Source organism: Ruegeria sp. CDSC025 (assembly GCF_059610805.1).
On record NZ_JBXWOJ010000002.1, the window covers coordinates 1 to 17,124 of the forward strand.

Sequence of the window (17,124 nt, forward strand, 5' to 3'; positions counted from 1 at the left end):
TCCGGCGTAGCTCAGCGGTAGAGCAGTTGACTGTTAATCAATTGGTCGTAGGTTCGATCCCTACCGCCGGAGCCAATTTCCCCAAAACACACCGCAAATTATCATGGATGCCCGCCTTCGCTGTGCGCATGTTTTTTCGACGAAAAAACTCACGCCCCCCTCTGGACGCCGAAGAGTCGGGTTGCTATACGGCGCGAACCGTTCCGGCGTAGCTCAGCGGTAGAGCAGTTGACTGTTAATCAATTGGTCGTAGGTTCGATCCCTACCGCCGGAGCCAATCTTCCAAAATTTTCACGACTATAGAAACACCCTGCCTCAGGCCGTGCGCCATAACTCAGGGCAGATGATAAACGGTTTCAAAGGTTCATCCTCTAATTTTTTCATTCCATTCAACTCAAAGTTGAGGGATAAGTTCCCAATTACATTTGCATTGAAGGACTTAGTCTGGGCCCAAGTTATTAGCAGGCTCAGGTGAACTTGAGATAGATTGAAAGAAGATTTTATGCCGGTCACGCTTGTCCCAAAGCCAAACCAGGCAGATCAGAAACGCCACTGGTAAGTCGCGAAACGGACATACGAGCATAAGGAAGTATCATGAAGCAGGTGAACTGTTTGATCATAGGTGCTGGCTTTGGCGGCATTGGTATGGGCTACCAGCTCAGACAAGCGGGAATCGACAGCTTCGCAATACTCGACAAAGCCACTGAATTTGGGGGCACTTGGCAGCATAACACCTATCCCGGTGCGGAATGCGATGTGCCCTCGCATTTGTATTCTTACTCTTTCAGCAAAACGCCGGACTGGAGCCGAAAATGGTCGGGACAGAAAGAGATTCTGGATTACATCCGGGATTGTGCGGAAACATTCGGAGTGATCGCGCATTTACGCCTTGGCTGCGCCGTCACTTCAGCAAGCTTCGATCCGACAAGTGAAATGTGGACTGTAACGACCAAGGGCAATGGAGATGAAACCTATCTCTGCCGCCACGTGGTTTGCTCGGTTGGTCAGTTGCACTTTCCCAACCGTATTGGGATACCGGGGATGAAACTCTTCGGGGGAACCATATTCCATTCTGCCGAATGGCGCCATGATATCGACCTGAAGGACAAATCAGTTGCCGTGATTGGAAATGCAGCCAGCGCGCTGCAGTTCATCCCAGAGATCGCCAAACAGGCACGCAGTTTGACAGTTTATCAACGCACGGCAAATTGGGTCATGCCCAAAGGCAACAAGACCTATGGCGAGAGCTTCAAGTCGCTGATGCGTTCGATGCCTTTCCTTCAAAAACTTTATCGCTTCCGCCTTTGGGCCGAGAATGAGTTCAAGATCTTTCCAGTCATGAAAGGATCGAAACTGCACGAGATGCTGATGCAGAACATACTGAACCGGCATCTGGAAAAGACGATATCGGACCCAAAACTCCGCGAGGAGCTTCGACCAAAATACCCGCCCGGCGCGCGTCGCCTTTTGGTCTCGGACAGCTACTATCAGACTTTAAACCAGGACAAGGTTGAGTTAGTGACGGACGGAATCGACTGTTTCACCAAAGACGGGATCAAGACCACAGACGGTACCGAACGCAACCATGATGTGGTCATTCTTGGCACTGGGTTCCAATCCAACCCCTTCCTGCAAGCTATTGATATCAAGGGACGTGATGGTATCTTGTTGCGCGATGTTTGGGATGAAGGTGGTGCGCGGGCCTATCTTGGCATCTCGGTTCCCAAATTCCCTAATCTGCACATTATTTACGGACCAAACACAAACCTTGGCCACACGACGGTACTGGCCATGATCGAAGCGCAAATCGGTTTTGTCATCCAACTTATCAAGGCGGCCGATCACGGCACGATCGAAGTAAAACCTGAGGCGGCATTGCGTTTCGATGACGAGATGCAACAGCGTCTTGCCAAAAGTCAGTGGGCGCGGATCGAGCGCAGCTATTACAAAGATGGCGAGCGGATAACCACCAACTGGCCCGGCAGTTCATTCGAGTATTTCAGGCGCACGAGGAAGCCCAAACTGGCAGATTTCAGGCGTGGAACTTCAGAAGGCTGAGGGGCTATAGATCTACGTTCGCCGCGAAGTCAGAAAACCCGGCAAACCATCTCGCTTGTGTCTGCCAGGCCAGTGATCTTGCGCTAGGTACTCAGCACATCTTTGAAGTCTTCCCGCAGGTTGCGTTTCAGGATCTTGCCAGTCGCGTTCAGTGGCAGCGCGTCCACAAAGACTACCCTGTCCGGGATCTGCCACTTGGCGATCTTACCACCAAAAAACGCCAGCAATTCTTCTTCGCTTGGGTTTGCCCCCTCGGCTTTCACCGCCACAAGAACGGGCCGTTCGTCCCATTTCGGATGCGGCACACCCACAACGGCTGCGCCTGCCAGCTTTGGATGTGCCACCGCGATATTTTCGAGCTCGACCGAACTGATCCATTCACCGCCGGATTTGATGATGTCCTTTGAGCGATCTCGGATCGTCATATACCCGTCCGGGTCCAGTGTCGCCACGTCGCCAGTGGCAAACCAACCGTCTTGCAGCAGACCCTGATCCTGCATCATGAAATAGCTGTCCAATACCCAGTATCCGCGCACCATCAGGTCTCCCTGTGTTTCACCGTCGCGCGGAAGCTCATTGCCCAGATCATCAACGATTTTCAATTCGACCCCATAACAAGGACGGCCCTGACTTTCCCGAAGCCCATACTGCTCTTCTTTGGGCAGTTTTCCATGTTTCGCCAAGGGCTGGTTCGCGGTTCCCAGCGGGCTCATCTCGCTCATCCCCCAGGCGTGGACTGTATCGACACCATAGGTTTCGCGGAACGTCTCGATCATCGACGGCGGACATGCGGCCCCACCAATAACCGTGCGCTCAAGGCTGGACAGTTGACTGCCCGACTTCTTGGCAGAGGCCAGCAGACCCTGCCAGATCGTCGGCACGCCCATGGCCAGTGTCACCCCATAGCTGTCAATCAAATTGACCAATGCCTCGCCATGCAAATCCGGTCCCGGTAATACCATCCGAGACCCCGACATCGCGCAAGCGTACGGCGATCCCCAAGCGTTCACATGGAACATCGGCACAACTGGGAGTACCACATCCATCGCCGAAAACCCGATCACGTCACGCGTGTTGGATCCAAAACTGTGCAAAACTGTCGAGCGATGGGAATAGAGCACCCCCTTGGGGTTTCCGGTTGTGCCCGAGGTGTAACAAAGGCTTGAGGCTGTGTTTTCGTCCAGTCTGGGCCATTGAAAGCCGGAATCACCGGTTTCGATCAGCTCATCATAGAACTGCACCCCTGGAAGCTGCGCGATTGCGTCATCATTCCGCGGACCCATTAACACGAAATGCTGCACCTCTGTCAGTTGGTCCTTCAAAGCGGCGACAAGCGGGATGAATGTGGCGTCGAAAAACAGAACCCGGTCCTGCGCATGATTGATGATATAAGTCAGCTGCTCTGGAAACAGCCTGGGGTTTACAGTGTGGCAAACGAATCCAGCACCCGAAGTGCCATAGTAGATTTCCAGATGGCGGCGGTTGTTCCATGCCAATGTCGCTATCCGAGCGTGCGGTTCCAGCCCAAGACCTAACAGTGCAGAACCCAATTTTCGCGCGTTCTCGGCGACTTGCGACCAGTTTGTTTCAGTCAAACTGCCGTCAGTTTCGACAGAATAAATCTCGGTTTGGCCATGATAGCGATCGGCATGCTCGATCAGTGACGAGATCAGCAACGGTTGCGTCATCATTTGTCCCAGCATGGACATTCTCCCTGTGTCGGGGCCGCTTTTTGCAGCACCTTCTTGTTTGCCACGCATCTTCTGCAATCGGCGCGGTCAAAAGAAATCCTGCCAAGCATTTAATTGTCTGACAATAGAAGAATGCGTCATGCCAGGGCGGCAGAGCTGGCTTTTATTCGGTTTCCCGGTGCAACATGGCATAGGCAACAAGGGCGGCGGTTGACCCGTCTTTGGTCTCGGTACCTTCTGCACCGTCCACGATTGGCCCCAGTGAAGTCGCCAGTTCCTTGCCCAGTTCAACGCCCCACTGGTCAAAAGAGTTGATCCCCAACAGGACCCCTTCGACGAATACGCGATGCTCATACAGGGCAATGATCTGACCCAGAACAAAAGGCGTTAGCTTGGGGTACATCAGCGTGGTCGAGGGACGATTGCCAGCAAACACCCGATGTCGCGCCTGACGTTCGCATTCTTCACCCGTCAACCCTTTGTCGGCCATGCGCTGCCGCGCCTCGTCCAGCGATCGGCCGCGCATCAGCGCCTCGGACTGGGCCAGACAGTTGGCCAGCAGCAGCCGGTGATGGTGGGTCAGCTCGGGTTCATGTCCCTCGGCAGCGACCATGAATTCGCAAGGGATAACGTCTGTGCCCTGATGGATCAGCTGATAAAACGCATGCTGACCATTGGTACCAGGCTCACCCCAGACCACCGGACCCGAAGGAATGGTCAGCGCGCTGCCATCCATGGCAACGGATTTGCCATTCGACTCCATCTCGAGCTGCTGAAAATATGCGGGCAAGCGAAGGAGACGCTGATCGTATGGCAGCACGGCCCGGCTGGCATATCCCAGAACCTGCCGATGCCAGATACCGGTCAAAGCCAACATCACAGGCATATTCTCGGACCAATCGGCGGCGCAAAAATGTACGTCCATTGCCTGTCCACCGCGCAAAAACGCATCAAAGGCCGTCGAGCCTACGGCAATCATCACCGGCAGGCCCACAGGCCCCCAAACCGAATAACGCCCGCCGACCCAATCGGCGAAACCAAACACGCGCTGTTCGGGAATGCCAAAGGCCTGAGTCTTGTCCAAAGCACTGGAAACCGCTGCAAACTGTCGGGCCGGCTCCCCGCCGCCATCGACCATCCAGGCGCGCGCGGTGCGGGCATTGGTCATGGTTTCAATGGTCGTGAACGTCTTGGACGCGACAATCACAAGTGTCCGCGTCGGATCCAGCTGCCGTAGAACATCGGCAATATGTGCCCCGTCTACATTCGAGACATAGTGCAGCCGCGGCCCATCGTGATACGGAGCCAGCGCATGCGTGGCCATAACCGGTCCCAGATCAGACCCACCAATTCCGATATTCACCACATCGGTAAAGCTGCCCCCTGCCCCGGCCACGGCGCCACCGCGCACCTCTTCGGCAAAGACACGCATCCTTTGCAGCGTTTCCAGAACGCCAGGCATGACATCCAGACCATCCACGTCGACCGGACCGCCATCCAGATTCCGCAATGCCGAATGCAGAACCGAGCGTTCTTCGGTTTCATTGATCTTGGCACCCGCAAACATCGCGTCGCGCCTGTCGGCAAGCCCCGCCTCGTCGCATAGGCGGATCAGGGCTGCGCGAATATCTGCGTCAATCTGCGTCTTTGAATAATCAAACAGCATATCGCCCGTCGAGGTCGAGAAAACCTGTGCCCGATCCACGTCTTGTTCGAACAAGTCCAAAATGGAACGACCGCCATCTGACGCAAATGCCTTGAGAGTATCCAGGTTCATAACTCTACTCCGCCCAATGGACCGTCATGCCGCCCAACACAGCAGCAATCGGCGCCTCTTTGGGATGCAGGGACATGGCCCGGTCCAGCGCCTTGCGTTTGGTTTCCCCAAAAATCACCAGATGCTTAGACAATGCGCCGTCCAAGACCGGAGCCGTTAATGTAATCCGCGCCTCGGGCTGAACTTCGGGTCGGGCCACGGCCAAAGGTGGCGCATGCCCGTCCAATGCGGCGGCCAACCCGTCCATCCCCGGAAACAGCGAGGCGGTGTGCATATCTTCGCCCATACCCAGCATGAGAACCGAAAGAGGCAGCACGGGCGCAATCAAGCTCTCAATTTCGGGCAGCACCGATTCCGGATCTTTGCCATCCAGATACAGAGGCACATATTGCGCGACTGAGGCGCGATTGGTCAGCAAACGCTCTTGGATCAGCCGCGCATTTGCGCGATCGCTGTCGCTGGGCACGCACCGTTCATCCGTTGGTAGAATTCGGACCCGATCCCAATCCAAATCAGCGGCGCACAATCCGTCAAAGACCGGCCCGGGTGTGGTACCGCCCGGCACAGCAAAAGAGACCAGATCGTGATGCAGCAGCGCCGCCTCAAGATCTCCGGCGATAGCATTGGCCACGTCGATGGCTAGCATATCCCGGTCGGCGTATTCCTGAATTTTCATGGGTTTATCCCTTGCCAACGGCGACCGTCCCGTTTCATCAGCAGCTCGGCGTCGCCCGGCCCAGTGCTGCCGCTCTCATAAGGTTTCGGCACGTCGCCACGCGCCTGCCATCCTGCGATGATCGGGTCTGTCCAGGCCCAGGCGGCCTCGACCTCATCACCGCGCATGAACAGCGTCTGATTGCCTCGGATCACATCCATCACCAGACGTTCATAGGCGTCTGGCGGGTCCTGGTTCTCGGCGCCCAATGCCTCGGCAAAGCTCATATCCAGGGGCACGTCGACCAAACGCATACCTCCTTGCCCGGGCTCTTTGATCGTCACTTTCAGCGTGATACCCTCATTTGGCTGCAGGCGGATCGACAGCGCATTCGCATGACGCCCGGCATCCGCTCCAAAGATCGAGTGCGGAGCGTCTTTGAACATCACGTTGATCACCGAAGACCGGGCCACAAGGCGCTTGCCTGTGCGCAAGTAGAACGGTGTTCCCGCCCATCGCCAGTTGCTGATATGCGCCCGCAGCGCCACATAGCTTTCCGTGGTCGAGCGCGGATTTCCAACCGCTTTGCGGTAACTTGAACTTTCGCCCTCAAACTGCCCCCGCACGATATGATGCGGCTTTACCGGGTCCAGAGCGCGAATAACCTTGAGCTTTTCATCACGCACCGCATCCGGGTCGAACTTGGCCGGAGGCTCCATGGCGATCAGGCACAAAAGCTGCATCAGGTGGTTCTGCATCATGTCGCGCATCGCGCCTGCGCGCTCGTAATACTCTTCACGGCCGTTAATTCCGACGGATTCGGCTACGGTGATCTGGATATGGTCGACATACTGGCTGTTCCAAAGAGGTTCGAACAACATGTTGCCGAACCGAACAGCCATCAGGTTTTGGACGGTTTCCTTGCCCAGATAGTGGTCGATTCGATAGATTTGACTTTCCCTGAAATGCGCGGCCAGCGTGGCATTCAAAGCCCGCGCACTTTCCAGATCATGGCCAAAGGGTTTCTCAACCACGATCCTCGTCTGCGGCGTTGTCAGATCATACGCCTCGATCCGTTCCGCCAGAGGGCCAAACAACCGCGGCCCCACCGAAAAATAGAACGCCCGAACCCGATTCGGCTGAAGTTTCCGCGCAAGCTCGGCCCAGCCATGATCCGCAACAGCATCCAATGTCACATAATCAACCCGCTGCAAAAACGCGTTCAACGCAGCAGTGTCCAGACTGTGTCGTCCGGCATGTGCCTCAAGCGAGTTGCGGACCAAATTGCGGAACTTGTCACGGTCGTAATCCGTTCTGGCCGCCCCGATTACTTGCGCGCCTTCAGCCCACTGGCCAGCACAAAACCGGCGAAACAGAGCGGGCAGGATTTTACCCTGCGCCAGATCGCCGGTTCCGCCAAAAATGACCAGATCAAAGGGGTCTACAGGTATGACGCGAGAAACCATGTGTTTTCCTTACCTTGCCCTATGCTCAATGTCCAATGTTAGCGCAACCATTTTTGCGGATTTCCGCGACATCAATTCTCTGTCAGTTCACCCATGTCTCACTTTGCGAAACGGTCTGAAACCTCTAATTCAAGGTGACAACAGAAAAGAACCGGAAACCGGAATGAAAGACAACGCCCCTCAGATCGTCAATATCGGCAAGTTTCAAAACAAATTGGTGACAGCGGATGGCCAGACTCGTGCCTCGGTGGCGTTGACCAACCCCGAGACGCTCTGGTTCAATACCGGGACTTTGTGCAACATCGAATGTGTGAACTGCTATATCGAAAGCAGCCCGACCAATGATGCGTTGGTCTATATCTCGGCGGATGAAGTGCGAGACTATCTGGACCAGATCGAAGACAGAAACTGGCCCGTGCGTGAGATTGGCTTTACCGGTGGTGAGCCGTTCATGAACCCCGACATGATCGAGATGGCGCGCGCTGCGCTGGAACGCGGCTATGAGGTGTTGATCCTGACCAACGCCATGCGGCCAATGATGCGCCAGAAGATGCGCGAGGGATTGACTGAACTTCAGCGCGACTACTCTGGGAAACTGACGCTGCGGGTATCGCTCGACCATTATCGTGCCGACCTGCACGATAAGGAACGTGGCAAAGGCAGTTTTGACAAAACCGTGGAAGGTATGAAGTGGCTACGCGATGGCGGATTCCGGATGGCTGTTGCCGGCAGAACCGTATGGGGCGAGGACGATGAAAAAAGCCGTCAGGGATATGCTACGTTATTCAACCACCACGGGTTTGGCATCGACGCGCATGACCCTGCGCGAACGGTCCTTTTCCCGGAAATGGACGAGACCGTGGAAGTGCCGGAAATCACCACCGCCTGCTGGGGTATCCTGAACAAATCTCCTGCATCCGTGATGTGTGCCAGCGCCCGGATGGTGGTCAAACGCAAACGCGCTGAAAAACCGGCTGTTCTGGCCTGCACGCTGCTGCCTTATGAGCCGGAATTCGAGATGGGCCATACGCTGGCCGAGGCGGAAGCGGACGTGCATCTGAACCATCCGCATTGCGCCAAATTCTGCGTCCTGGGCGGGGCCAGCTGTTCGGGGTGATCAGTTCAGTTCCGGCGATTTCCAGAACTTTGAGCCCGACGCGCCCGCTGCCACGCGCCACCCTTTCTTGGACAGTTCAAAAAAAGACCGGCCATCGGTGAAGCGCACGGTTTCCGTCGTGTTTTCATCGCCGTACATGGCGCGGGTTTCGGCCGTCGCGTCATAGCCCTGGGTGATGAACTTATCCAGATCAGCAGGGGTTTCGAACATGATCACAAACTTGGATTCAAAGCCGCCGATGCCGATCGCGCCACCCACGCCGCCTGTTCCCATGTTCATATATGTGTGCTGGCCGGTGTCCTTTGACACCGCCACACCCCGCCCATACCCAGCCGAGACTGGAAACACCGTAACCTTGCGCGAGTCGAACACGGCATAGCCGGCACAGACCTCGTACAGCGCATGCGCTTCGGGATTTTCGGCCAGCAACTGATCCAGAATCTGCGTGGCCAATGTGTCCAGCTTGGCGCGCGTCTCTTCCGGAGTGGCCTCATTGCTTAGCAATTCGGTGGTCGAGTCGACCGTACCCTCAACAGCTTTCGCGCCTTTATCGATTGTCTCGCCAACGGTTTCGGCCCCTTGCCCGACAACGTCAGCCGCGTTTGCCGCGCCTTTTTTGATCTTGTCCAAAACTCCCTCAGCGGCGACTGGCCCACCAAGCAAAACGGCGGCGACAAACAGCAACATTCTGGGCATGCGGCATTTCCTTAGCTGATCAATGGTTTGGACACGACCCTAGCCTAAGAAAATCAAATGGAACACGCCCTTTCGTTACACAGCCAATAATCTGCCAGGGTGGCTAATTCACCCGAAACTCGCCAACTTGGTTGCGCCACTCTCCGGGCGCGATCATCTTACGGTGCGTGAATTTTACAGAATGTAAGGGGCCTTCGATCTCTCGCTGCCAGAAATCAATGAACTCGAACAGTTTCGGATGATCCGGCGCCAGATCGTATTCCTGCCAGATGAAGGTGTTCAGAACATGGATATAGTCGGGCATGTGGTAGAATAATTCCGCCGTTGTCAGCCCATATCCTTTAAGCATCAATTCCGTTTCGCTGCGCTCCATTTCGACCTCAATATTAATTGCAAGGTCCCCCTATTGTATCACGAAAACACCCTAATCCTTAGTTAACAATATGTTACCGTGATGTTACCGGAGTTTCTCACTTGCAAAATGGTTGCTTGCTTGCACCTTATGTGCCGGGTCTGATAAGGTGTATCCACAAGATATAGAGTCTGCATACAGAACGGGCAGTTTACGTGAGCGATACGCCAGAAGTTCCTGAAAATATGGATGAAAACCCGCCAGAACGCCCCGTTTACGGTGGCCCGACGGTCTCCATCGAATCCGAAATGCGCACGTCCTATCTGGACTATGCGATGTCGGTCATTGTTAGCCGTGCGATTCCTGATCTGCGCGATGGGTTGAAACCGGTACATCGGCGCATCCTTTACGCGATGCACGAGACCGGAAACACCCATGACAAATCCTATCGCAAATCGGCCCGTCCGGTCGGCGACGTAATGGGTAAATACCACCCACACGGCGACAGCGCGATCTATGACGCGTTGGTGCGGATGGCTCAGGATTTCTCGATGTCGCTGCCGCTGCTGGATGGTCAGGGCAACTTTGGCTCGATGGACGGCGATAACCCGGCGGCCATGCGCTATACCGAAGTGCGGATGGACAAGCCCGCCGCCTCTCTGCTGGCGGATATCGAGAAAGACACCGTCGATTTTCAGGACAACTATGACGGCAAAGACAGAGAGCCGACAGTCTTGCCCGCACGGTTCCCGAACATGCTGGTCAACGGCGCTGGCGGCATTGCCGTGGGCATGGCGACCAATATCCCGCCGCATAATCTTGGTGAGGTGGTCGATGCCACCCTCGCCCTGATCGACGATCCCGATCTGACTTCCGAGCAGCTGATCGAGTATGTTCCAGGCCCCGACTTCCCGACCGGCGGCGTAATGCTGGGCCGGTCCGGCGCGCTCAAAGCCTATTTGGAAGGGCGCGGCAGCGTCATAATCCGCTCCAAGACCCGCGTCGAGGAAATTCGCAAAGACCGCTATGCCATCGTGGTTGATGAGATTCCATATCAGGTGAACAAGGCTTCGATGATCGAAAAGATCGCCGAGGCCGTGCGTGAGAAGAGGATTGAAGGCGTCAGCCACGTTCAGGACGAATCCGACCGTAACGGCGTACGCGTTGTGGTCGAACTGAAACGTGATGCCACGCCCGAAGTGGTTCTGAACCAACTGTTCCGGTTTTCGCCGATGCAAACCTCGTTTGGCTGCAATATGCTGGCTCTGAATGGTGGGCGACCCGAGCAACTGACTCTGCGCCGCTTCCTGACCAGCTTTATCGATTTCCGCGAAGACGTTGTTGCGCGCCGTACGGCTTACGACCTGCGCAAGGCCCGCGAACGCAGTCACATCCTGTGCGGTTTGGCCGTGGCAGTTTCGAATGTGGATGAGGTGGTTGCAACCATCCGGTCATCCGCTGACGCCGCGCAAGCGCGTGAAAAGCTGATGACCCGCCGCTGGCCCGCGGCTGAAATCGAAAGCTATCTGCGCCTGATCGACGACCCTCTGTCGATGATGAACGACGACGGCACCTATAACCTGACCGAAGTTCAGGCCCGCGCGATCCTCGACCTGCGCCTGCAGCGATTGACCCAGATCGGTGTCAAAGAGGTTACGGACGAACTGGAAGAACTGGCGGGTAAGATCCAGGAATACCTGGATATTCTGTCCTCGCGAGAGCGTATCATGTCGATCATCGGGGATGAGCTGCGCAGCGTGCGTGAACAGTTTGCCGTGCCCCGTCGCACCGAGATCGTCGATTGGTCCGGCGACATGGAAGACGAGGACCTGATCGAGCGTGAGGATATGGTCGTGACCGTCACGTCGGGCGGCTACATCAAACGTACTCCGCTGGCCGATTTCCGCGCGCAAAAGCGGGGCGGCAAGGGCCTGTCGGGAATGCAGACCAAGGAAGAGGACGTCGTTACCAACCTCTTCGTGGCGAACACGCATACACAGTTGTTGTTCTTCACCACTGACGGGATGGTCTACAAGCTCAAAACCTGGCGTCTGCCGCAATCCGGGCGCACTGGCAAGGGCAAGGCCATTGTCAACATCCTGCCGATTCCGACCGGGGTTTCCATCGCGGCGATCATGCCCGTGGATGTGCCGGACGAAGAATGGGAAAACCTACAGATCATCTTTGCCACCAGCGCAGGCGATGTGCGCCGGAACCGACTGTCGGATTTCACCAATGTCCGCCGCAACGGCAAGATTGCGATGAAATTGCCCGAAGGCATCGAACTGGTGAATGCACGCATCTGCTCTGAAGACGAAGATGTGATGCTGGTCACCAATTCGGGCCGCGCAATCCGGTTCCGCACCACTGATGTGCGCGTGTTCAACTCACGCGAATCTACCGGTGTTCGGGGTATAAGGCTGAGCGGTGGCGACCGTGTCGTCTCGATGTCGGTGATCCGCCACTTCGAAGCTGATCCGGATGAACGCGCCGCCTATCTCAAGATGCGCCGCGCAGTGGCAGGCATCGCCGATGACGGTGAGACGGATGAGGATGAAGCAACCCCCGGCACCATCACGCAGGAACGCTATGCCGAAATGTCCGCTGCCGAAAACATGATCCTGACGATCACCACGGGCGGTGCAGGCAAGCTGAGCTCCAGCCACGACTACCCGGTCCGCGGGCGCGGTGGCATGGGTGTTGCGGCGATGGATAAGGCGATGCGCGGCGGGGCACTTGTGGCCTCGTTCCCCGTCGATATCGAAGATCAGATCATGCTGGCCACGTCCAAAGGTCAGTCGATCCGGGTCCCGATCGAAGGCATCTCATTCCGCTCGCGGTCAGCAGGTGGCGTGAAGGTGTTCAACACCGGCAAAGGCGAAGAGGTCGTATCCGTTGCCTGGATCGCAGATCAGGGTGATGAGGACGAGACGGAAGAGTAAGCAATGAAAGCCGAGGCTCTCTGGCCTCGGCGATGTTTCTGGGTGTCTGGTGTGCGGACAAAACTGCCTATCAATGCATAGACCTAATGCCCGAATTAAGGCTAAGAACCGACCTGCATCGCGTGGTATTTTGATGCTCTTTATTTTACCTGAAGTTGGCGCATAAGGACCTCAACCATCTTTTGTGCCTCAGAAGCATCAAGCCGTCCGTGCTGCAACAAAAACTCTGCGACATCTCTGTCTGTGTACCGGCCCGTAACTATGTCATCGCGCAAGATCAACTTTTGGCGCGCAAATTCGGCGGCGTTGTCGTGGCAAATAATGCATTTTTCTTGGAATAGACGGCCAGATTCTTGGATGAACTCAAACTGTTCTATCAGCACATTGATTTCTTCGTCTGACAACTCGCCGTGTCCTGCCTTCAGATAATCAATGACGGGACGACCAGAAGCTTTTCCGACAATGCCGCTTTCTGACACAATCAATTTTTCGGAGACAAAATCTCCTGCATGCGGCAGGTGACAAGACGCGCAATTCTCTTCGTAGATCAAATGGGGATTCGCCCTCTGGGCAGTTGAGGGAACTGCCCAAACTATAATACTGATTGCTATACCAATTTGGATAAATCCGTTCATGTCGGAAGCGCCTAAGTAGTGGACAATCCATTGTCAGAGTAGGTGAACTAAAAGTCTCGATCCTTGACAAGTGTCAACTTATAAGCAGGTTGGCGCTTTCTCGGCAGGTTTGGGCTCAGAGCAAGCTTTCGTCTCCTATCACGAATTGGGTGTACGATTGAGTGCGTTGTCTGGTCAGGCCCAGTTAGGCCCACTATCACAACCCGTACAACGATCCAAACTTTTGCTCCAGATACTCCAACAGTGGTTCTGGACCCGGTTCCATGCCACTGGCGCGTTGGATGATCTCGCGTGGGGCGAAAAGGCCGCCGTGGCGTTGGAGGTTTTCGCGCAGCCAACCGGTGGCGCCCGACGTGTCACCCTTGGCCAGTTGAGTATCCAGATCGGGCAGCGCGGATCGCAGAGCCTGGTTCAGGCATCCGGCATAGACATTGCCCAGCGAGTAGGTCGGGAAATACCCGAACAGACCGACGGACCAATGGACATCCTGCAAGCATCCGTTCGACGGCCTATCGACCGCATAGCCGAAATCCGCCTTGAACCGGTCGTTCCATGCACCCTCAAGGTCTCTGACCTGCAGATCACCGCTCATCAACGCACGCTCAAGATCAAAGCGCAGCATGATGTGCAGGTTATACTGCACCTCATCCGCCTCGGTGCGGATATAGCCGTTATGGACCCGGTTGACCGTGGCATAGAACGCATCGGCATCGGCGACGCCGAAATTGCCAAAAGCCTCGACCATCTGGCCAAACAGCCAGCCAGTATAGGCGCGTGATCGACCCAGTTGGTTTTCGTACATCCGGCTCTGGCTTTCATGCACGCCCATCGACACGCCCTGCCCCAGCGGGGTCAAAAGGTAGGCTGGGTCGATGCCCTGTTCATAGGCGGCGTGGCCGACCTCGTGAATGGTTGAATAGAAACAGTTGAACGGATCGGTCTCGCTGGTGCGCGTGGTGATCCGCACGTCCAATCCGCTGCCCGAGCTGAACGGGTGAACGGCCTTGTCGACCCGGCCAGTGTTCAGGTCGTAACCGAATCCGGTGGCCAGCTTCTGTGACAGGCGCATCTGGGTCGCTGAGTCAAACGTCCCAGTCAGGGCGGCCGGTCCGGGCTGATCCAGTACGGCTGCTCGCAATGCCACCAGACGCGGACGCATCTGGTCAAAGATCGCAGCGATCTGAGTGCCGGTCGTATAGGGCTCGTAATCTTCGACCATGGCGTCATAGACATCACCGCCCTGTGCCAGGGCCTGACCTTCCTGACGTTTGAGCGCCACAACCTCTTCCAACACGGGCAAAAAGGCCGCCACATCCTCATCGGCGCGCGCCTGTGCCCATGTGCCCTGCGCGGCTGAGGTAACGCGTGCGATGGTCTTGGCCAAATCGGCGGGCACTTTCACGGTCCGCTCATAGGACCGGCGTATCTCGCGCAGTTGCGCGCGGGCGACATCGTCCTGCGGGTCGGCCTGCTCCAGCCACTCTGCCACACGCGGATCAGACCGTCGGGCATGCAAAACAGATTCGATCGCGGCCATTTCTTCTGCGCGCTGCGGCGCTGCGCCGCGCGGCATCACTGTTTCCTGATCCCATCCCAGACGCCCGGCAATCTGACCAAGTGCCGAGGTTTCACGTTGGAAGGCCATCAGTTCATCATAGGCAGTCATCTGGGTCAGGCTCCGCGGATCGAAGTTGCGATGGGATAGGCTGTCAGGAATCGCGCACGTAGGATCAGAGTCCACACGATCACGGCCATGAACTGATGGAAAATGGCGATCTGCCAGGGGGCCGCGTAGATCACGGTCATGATCCCGACAACCACCTGCAACGACAAGGCAGCGAACATCATGTTGAAGGCAAAGCGCGTTTGCGGATGCGCACTGGAATTGCCACGCCGCCAGACAACGATGGCAAAGATCAACAGCAGATAACCCGCGCAACGATGGATGAACTGCACAAGCCCGGGGCTTTCGAAAAAGTTCCGCCACATCGGTTCCAGTATCGCCGCGTCCGGCGGGAAAATCTGCCCGCCGATCAATGGCCAGTCGGTATAAGACCGCCCAGCGTCGATACCTGCGACAAGTGCACCGATGAGGATCTGCAGGAATGCGAAATGCATCAGGCCGGTAGACAGGGAAAACAGTTTGGCCTCTTTCGCGCGGCGGGCCTGCATCAGGTCACGCTCTTCCCGGCCAAGTTCGAACATATACCAGGCGAGGAAACCCAAGATCACAAAGGCCAGACCCAGATGGATTGCCAGGCGATAGCTGGCAACGGCGATCATCCCCTCGCCCTGTGTTACGCCGGACGCAACCATCCACCAGCCAACCGCTCCCTGAATCCCACCCAAAGCACCTGGGATCATCAGCTTGCCGGTCCAGCCTGTTGGTATCTTGCGGGCAATAAGGAACCCGAAGAACCCAAGAGCCCAGACCAGCCCGATCACGCGGCCCAGTTGCCGGTGGCCCCATTCCCACCAATAGATGGATTTGAAATCCGCCAGCTCCATCCACTGGTTCTGAATGCGCCACTGGTCGATTTGCTTGTACTTGTCGAACTCGGCCTGCCAGTCGACCTCGGTCATCGGCGGGACAGCCCCGGTAAGCGGTCGCCATTCGGTGATCGACAGCCCGCTATCGGTCAGGCGGGTCAGCCCGCCCACAGCGATCATCACAACCACAAGTGCAAACAGGATCATCAGCCAGGCCCGGATGGCCTTGCGCGCGCCGCCACGGCCCCGGTCAATCATACCAGGCTGAACCGCTTGTTGTTTTTCAGAGTCTGAGACCTCTTCGAAGATGCTGCGCTTGCCGCTCATGCGTTCCTCATGTGTCTTGAATTTCGTTGCAAGCTAGGGCCCCCTTAAGGGTAGGTCCAGCCTTACCCTTTGTCTTTCCAACGGACCATCTGACGCATGACCCCGTGCAACATCTGCACATCCGCCCGCGTCATCCGCATCCGCGACCACAGATTGCGCAGATTGGTCTTCATGCTTTCGGCTTTTTCGGGGGGGTAAAAGAACCCCGCCTCTTCCAACCGGTCCTCGTAATGTTCGACCAGCTTTTCAACCTCGATCCCCGTGGCCCAGTCGCCTTTGCCCAAATCGGTTGCCTCATGCACGACATCGCCGGTCTGGCGCATCCACTCATAGGCGGTCAGCAACACGCATTGCCCAAGGTTCAGCGAGGCATATTCGGGGTTCACCGGGACCGAGATGATGGCATTGGCCTTGGCGATATCCTCATTCTCAAGCCCTGCCCGTTCCGGGCCGAACAGCACGGCGACATTTTCACCCGCAGCGACCTTTTCAGCCGCTACCTGCATGGCGCGTTCAGGGCTGTAGACCGGCTTGGTCAACCCGCGCTGGCGGGCCGTAGTAGCAAAGACATAGGTACTGTCAGACAGCGCGCCAGCCAGATCGTCAAACAGCTGCGCCTCATCCAGCAGACGGCCCGCCCCACTGGACATGGCCACCGCCTTGGGGTTTGGCCAGCCATCACGTGGGGCCACGATCCGCATCCGGTCCAGCCCGAAATTCCACATCGCCCGCGCGGCGGCACCGATGTTTTCACCCATCTGCGGGCGCACGAGCACAAATGAGGGCTGGGATTTGTCGCTGGGCATGGTTGTCTCCGAAAACTGCGCCTGCTGTAATCGCCGCGCCAACGCAGGGCAAGCCATTGGCGGCGCCAATTCTGCCTGAAACAGGCATAAAAGTTTGCTTCCGGCCCGCAAT

13 protein-coding genes and 2 tRNA genes are annotated in these 17,124 nt (G+C 56.5%); 5 read left to right on the forward strand and 10 right to left on the reverse strand.

The genetic code is table 11. From position 1 onward, the window contains the following. From AC2FH8_RS03160 to AC2FH8_RS03170, 3 genes are all read left to right on the forward strand, one after another. Window positions 1–75 (forward strand) — tRNA-Asn (locus AC2FH8_RS03160). 127 nt (window positions 76–202) lie between these two features. Then, window positions 203–277 (forward strand) — tRNA-Asn (locus AC2FH8_RS03165). Window positions 278–594: 317 nt separating this feature from the next. Then, window positions 595–2,058: a flavin-containing monooxygenase gene (locus tag AC2FH8_RS03170; RefSeq protein ID WP_496688232.1), complete on the forward strand. Its 1,464-nt coding sequence runs from the start codon at window positions 595–597 to the stop codon at window positions 2,056–2,058. Between the two features lie 83 nt (window positions 2,059–2,141). Here AC2FH8_RS03170 and AC2FH8_RS03175 read toward each other — a convergent pair whose 3' ends face one another. The 4 genes from AC2FH8_RS03175 to zwf all read right to left on the reverse strand — a co-directional run bounded on the left by AC2FH8_RS03175 (window position 2,142) and on the right by zwf (window position 7,647). Next, window positions 2,142–3,761 (reverse strand): long-chain-fatty-acid--CoA ligase, encoded by a 1,620-nt coding sequence (locus tag AC2FH8_RS03175; RefSeq protein WP_496688234.1) that lies wholly within the window; start codon window positions 3,759–3,761, stop codon window positions 2,142–2,144. 151 nt (window positions 3,762–3,912) lie between these two features. Beyond that, window positions 3,913–5,526, reverse strand: coding sequence for a glucose-6-phosphate isomerase (gene pgi / locus AC2FH8_RS03180; RefSeq protein WP_496688236.1), 1,614 nt, complete (start codon window positions 5,524–5,526; stop codon window positions 3,913–3,915). Between the two features lie 4 nt (window positions 5,527–5,530). After that, window positions 5,531–6,202, reverse strand: a complete 672-nt coding sequence (gene pgl / locus AC2FH8_RS03185) for a 6-phosphogluconolactonase (RefSeq protein ID WP_142633575.1) — start codon at window positions 6,200–6,202, stop codon at window positions 5,531–5,533. Further along, window positions 6,199–7,647 (reverse strand): glucose-6-phosphate dehydrogenase, encoded by a 1,449-nt coding sequence (zwf, locus tag AC2FH8_RS03190; RefSeq protein ID WP_271947306.1) that lies wholly within the window; start codon window positions 7,645–7,647, stop codon window positions 6,199–6,201. The genes pgl and zwf overlap by 4 nt, the downstream gene beginning before the upstream one ends. Before the next feature lie 163 nt (window positions 7,648–7,810). On the opposite strand from zwf, the gene AC2FH8_RS03195 reads away from it, so the two are divergent. Further along, window positions 7,811–8,764 carry a radical SAM protein gene (locus AC2FH8_RS03195; RefSeq protein WP_496688239.1) on the forward strand — a complete coding sequence of 318 codons (954 nt, stop codon included), beginning with the start codon at window positions 7,811–7,813 and terminating at the stop codon, window positions 8,762–8,764. Here the strand turns inward: AC2FH8_RS03195 and AC2FH8_RS03200 are convergent, their stop codons facing one another. Together AC2FH8_RS03200 and AC2FH8_RS03205 are read right to left on the reverse strand one after the other, a co-directional pair. Then, complete coding sequence (locus AC2FH8_RS03200; protein ID WP_221929471.1) at window positions 8,765–9,460, reverse strand: lipid-binding SYLF domain-containing protein; 696 nt, start codon at window positions 9,458–9,460, stop codon at window positions 8,765–8,767. It abuts the gene before it with no gap. Window positions 9,461–9,563: 103 nt separating this feature from the next. Continuing rightward, complete coding sequence (locus AC2FH8_RS03205) at window positions 9,564–9,833, reverse strand: usg protein (protein ID WP_142633572.1); 270 nt, start codon at window positions 9,831–9,833, stop codon at window positions 9,564–9,566. A gap of 224 nt (window positions 9,834–10,057) precedes the next feature. On the opposite strand from AC2FH8_RS03205, the gene gyrA reads away from it, so the two are divergent. Then, window positions 10,058–12,754 carry a DNA gyrase subunit A gene (gyrA, locus tag AC2FH8_RS03210; protein ID WP_496688656.1) on the forward strand — a complete coding sequence of 899 codons (2,697 nt, stop codon included), beginning with the start codon at window positions 10,058–10,060 and terminating at the stop codon, window positions 12,752–12,754. Between the two features lie 140 nt (window positions 12,755–12,894). On the opposite strand, the gene AC2FH8_RS03215 is transcribed toward gyrA, so the two are convergent. The 4 genes from AC2FH8_RS03215 to AC2FH8_RS03230 all read right to left on the reverse strand — a co-directional run bounded on the left by AC2FH8_RS03215 (window position 12,895) and on the right by AC2FH8_RS03230 (window position 17,012). Then, entirely contained in the window at window positions 12,895–13,389 is a 495-nt protein-coding gene (locus AC2FH8_RS03215; RefSeq protein WP_271947312.1) for a hypothetical protein, read from the reverse strand. A 196-nt stretch (window positions 13,390–13,585) separates the two neighbouring features. Further along, a complete protein-coding gene (locus AC2FH8_RS03220; protein WP_496688241.1) occupies window positions 13,586–15,055 on the reverse strand; it encodes a carboxypeptidase M32 in 1,470 nt (489 codons plus the stop codon). A 5-nt stretch (window positions 15,056–15,060) separates the two neighbouring features. Further along, entirely contained in the window at window positions 15,061–16,206 is a 1,146-nt protein-coding gene (ctaA, locus tag AC2FH8_RS03225) for a heme A synthase (protein WP_496688243.1), read from the reverse strand. 62 nt (window positions 16,207–16,268) lie between these two features. Then, complete coding sequence (locus AC2FH8_RS03230; RefSeq protein ID WP_496688246.1) at window positions 16,269–17,012, reverse strand: RNA methyltransferase; 744 nt, start codon at window positions 17,010–17,012, stop codon at window positions 16,269–16,271. Window positions 17,013–17,124 lie beyond the last annotated feature (112 nt).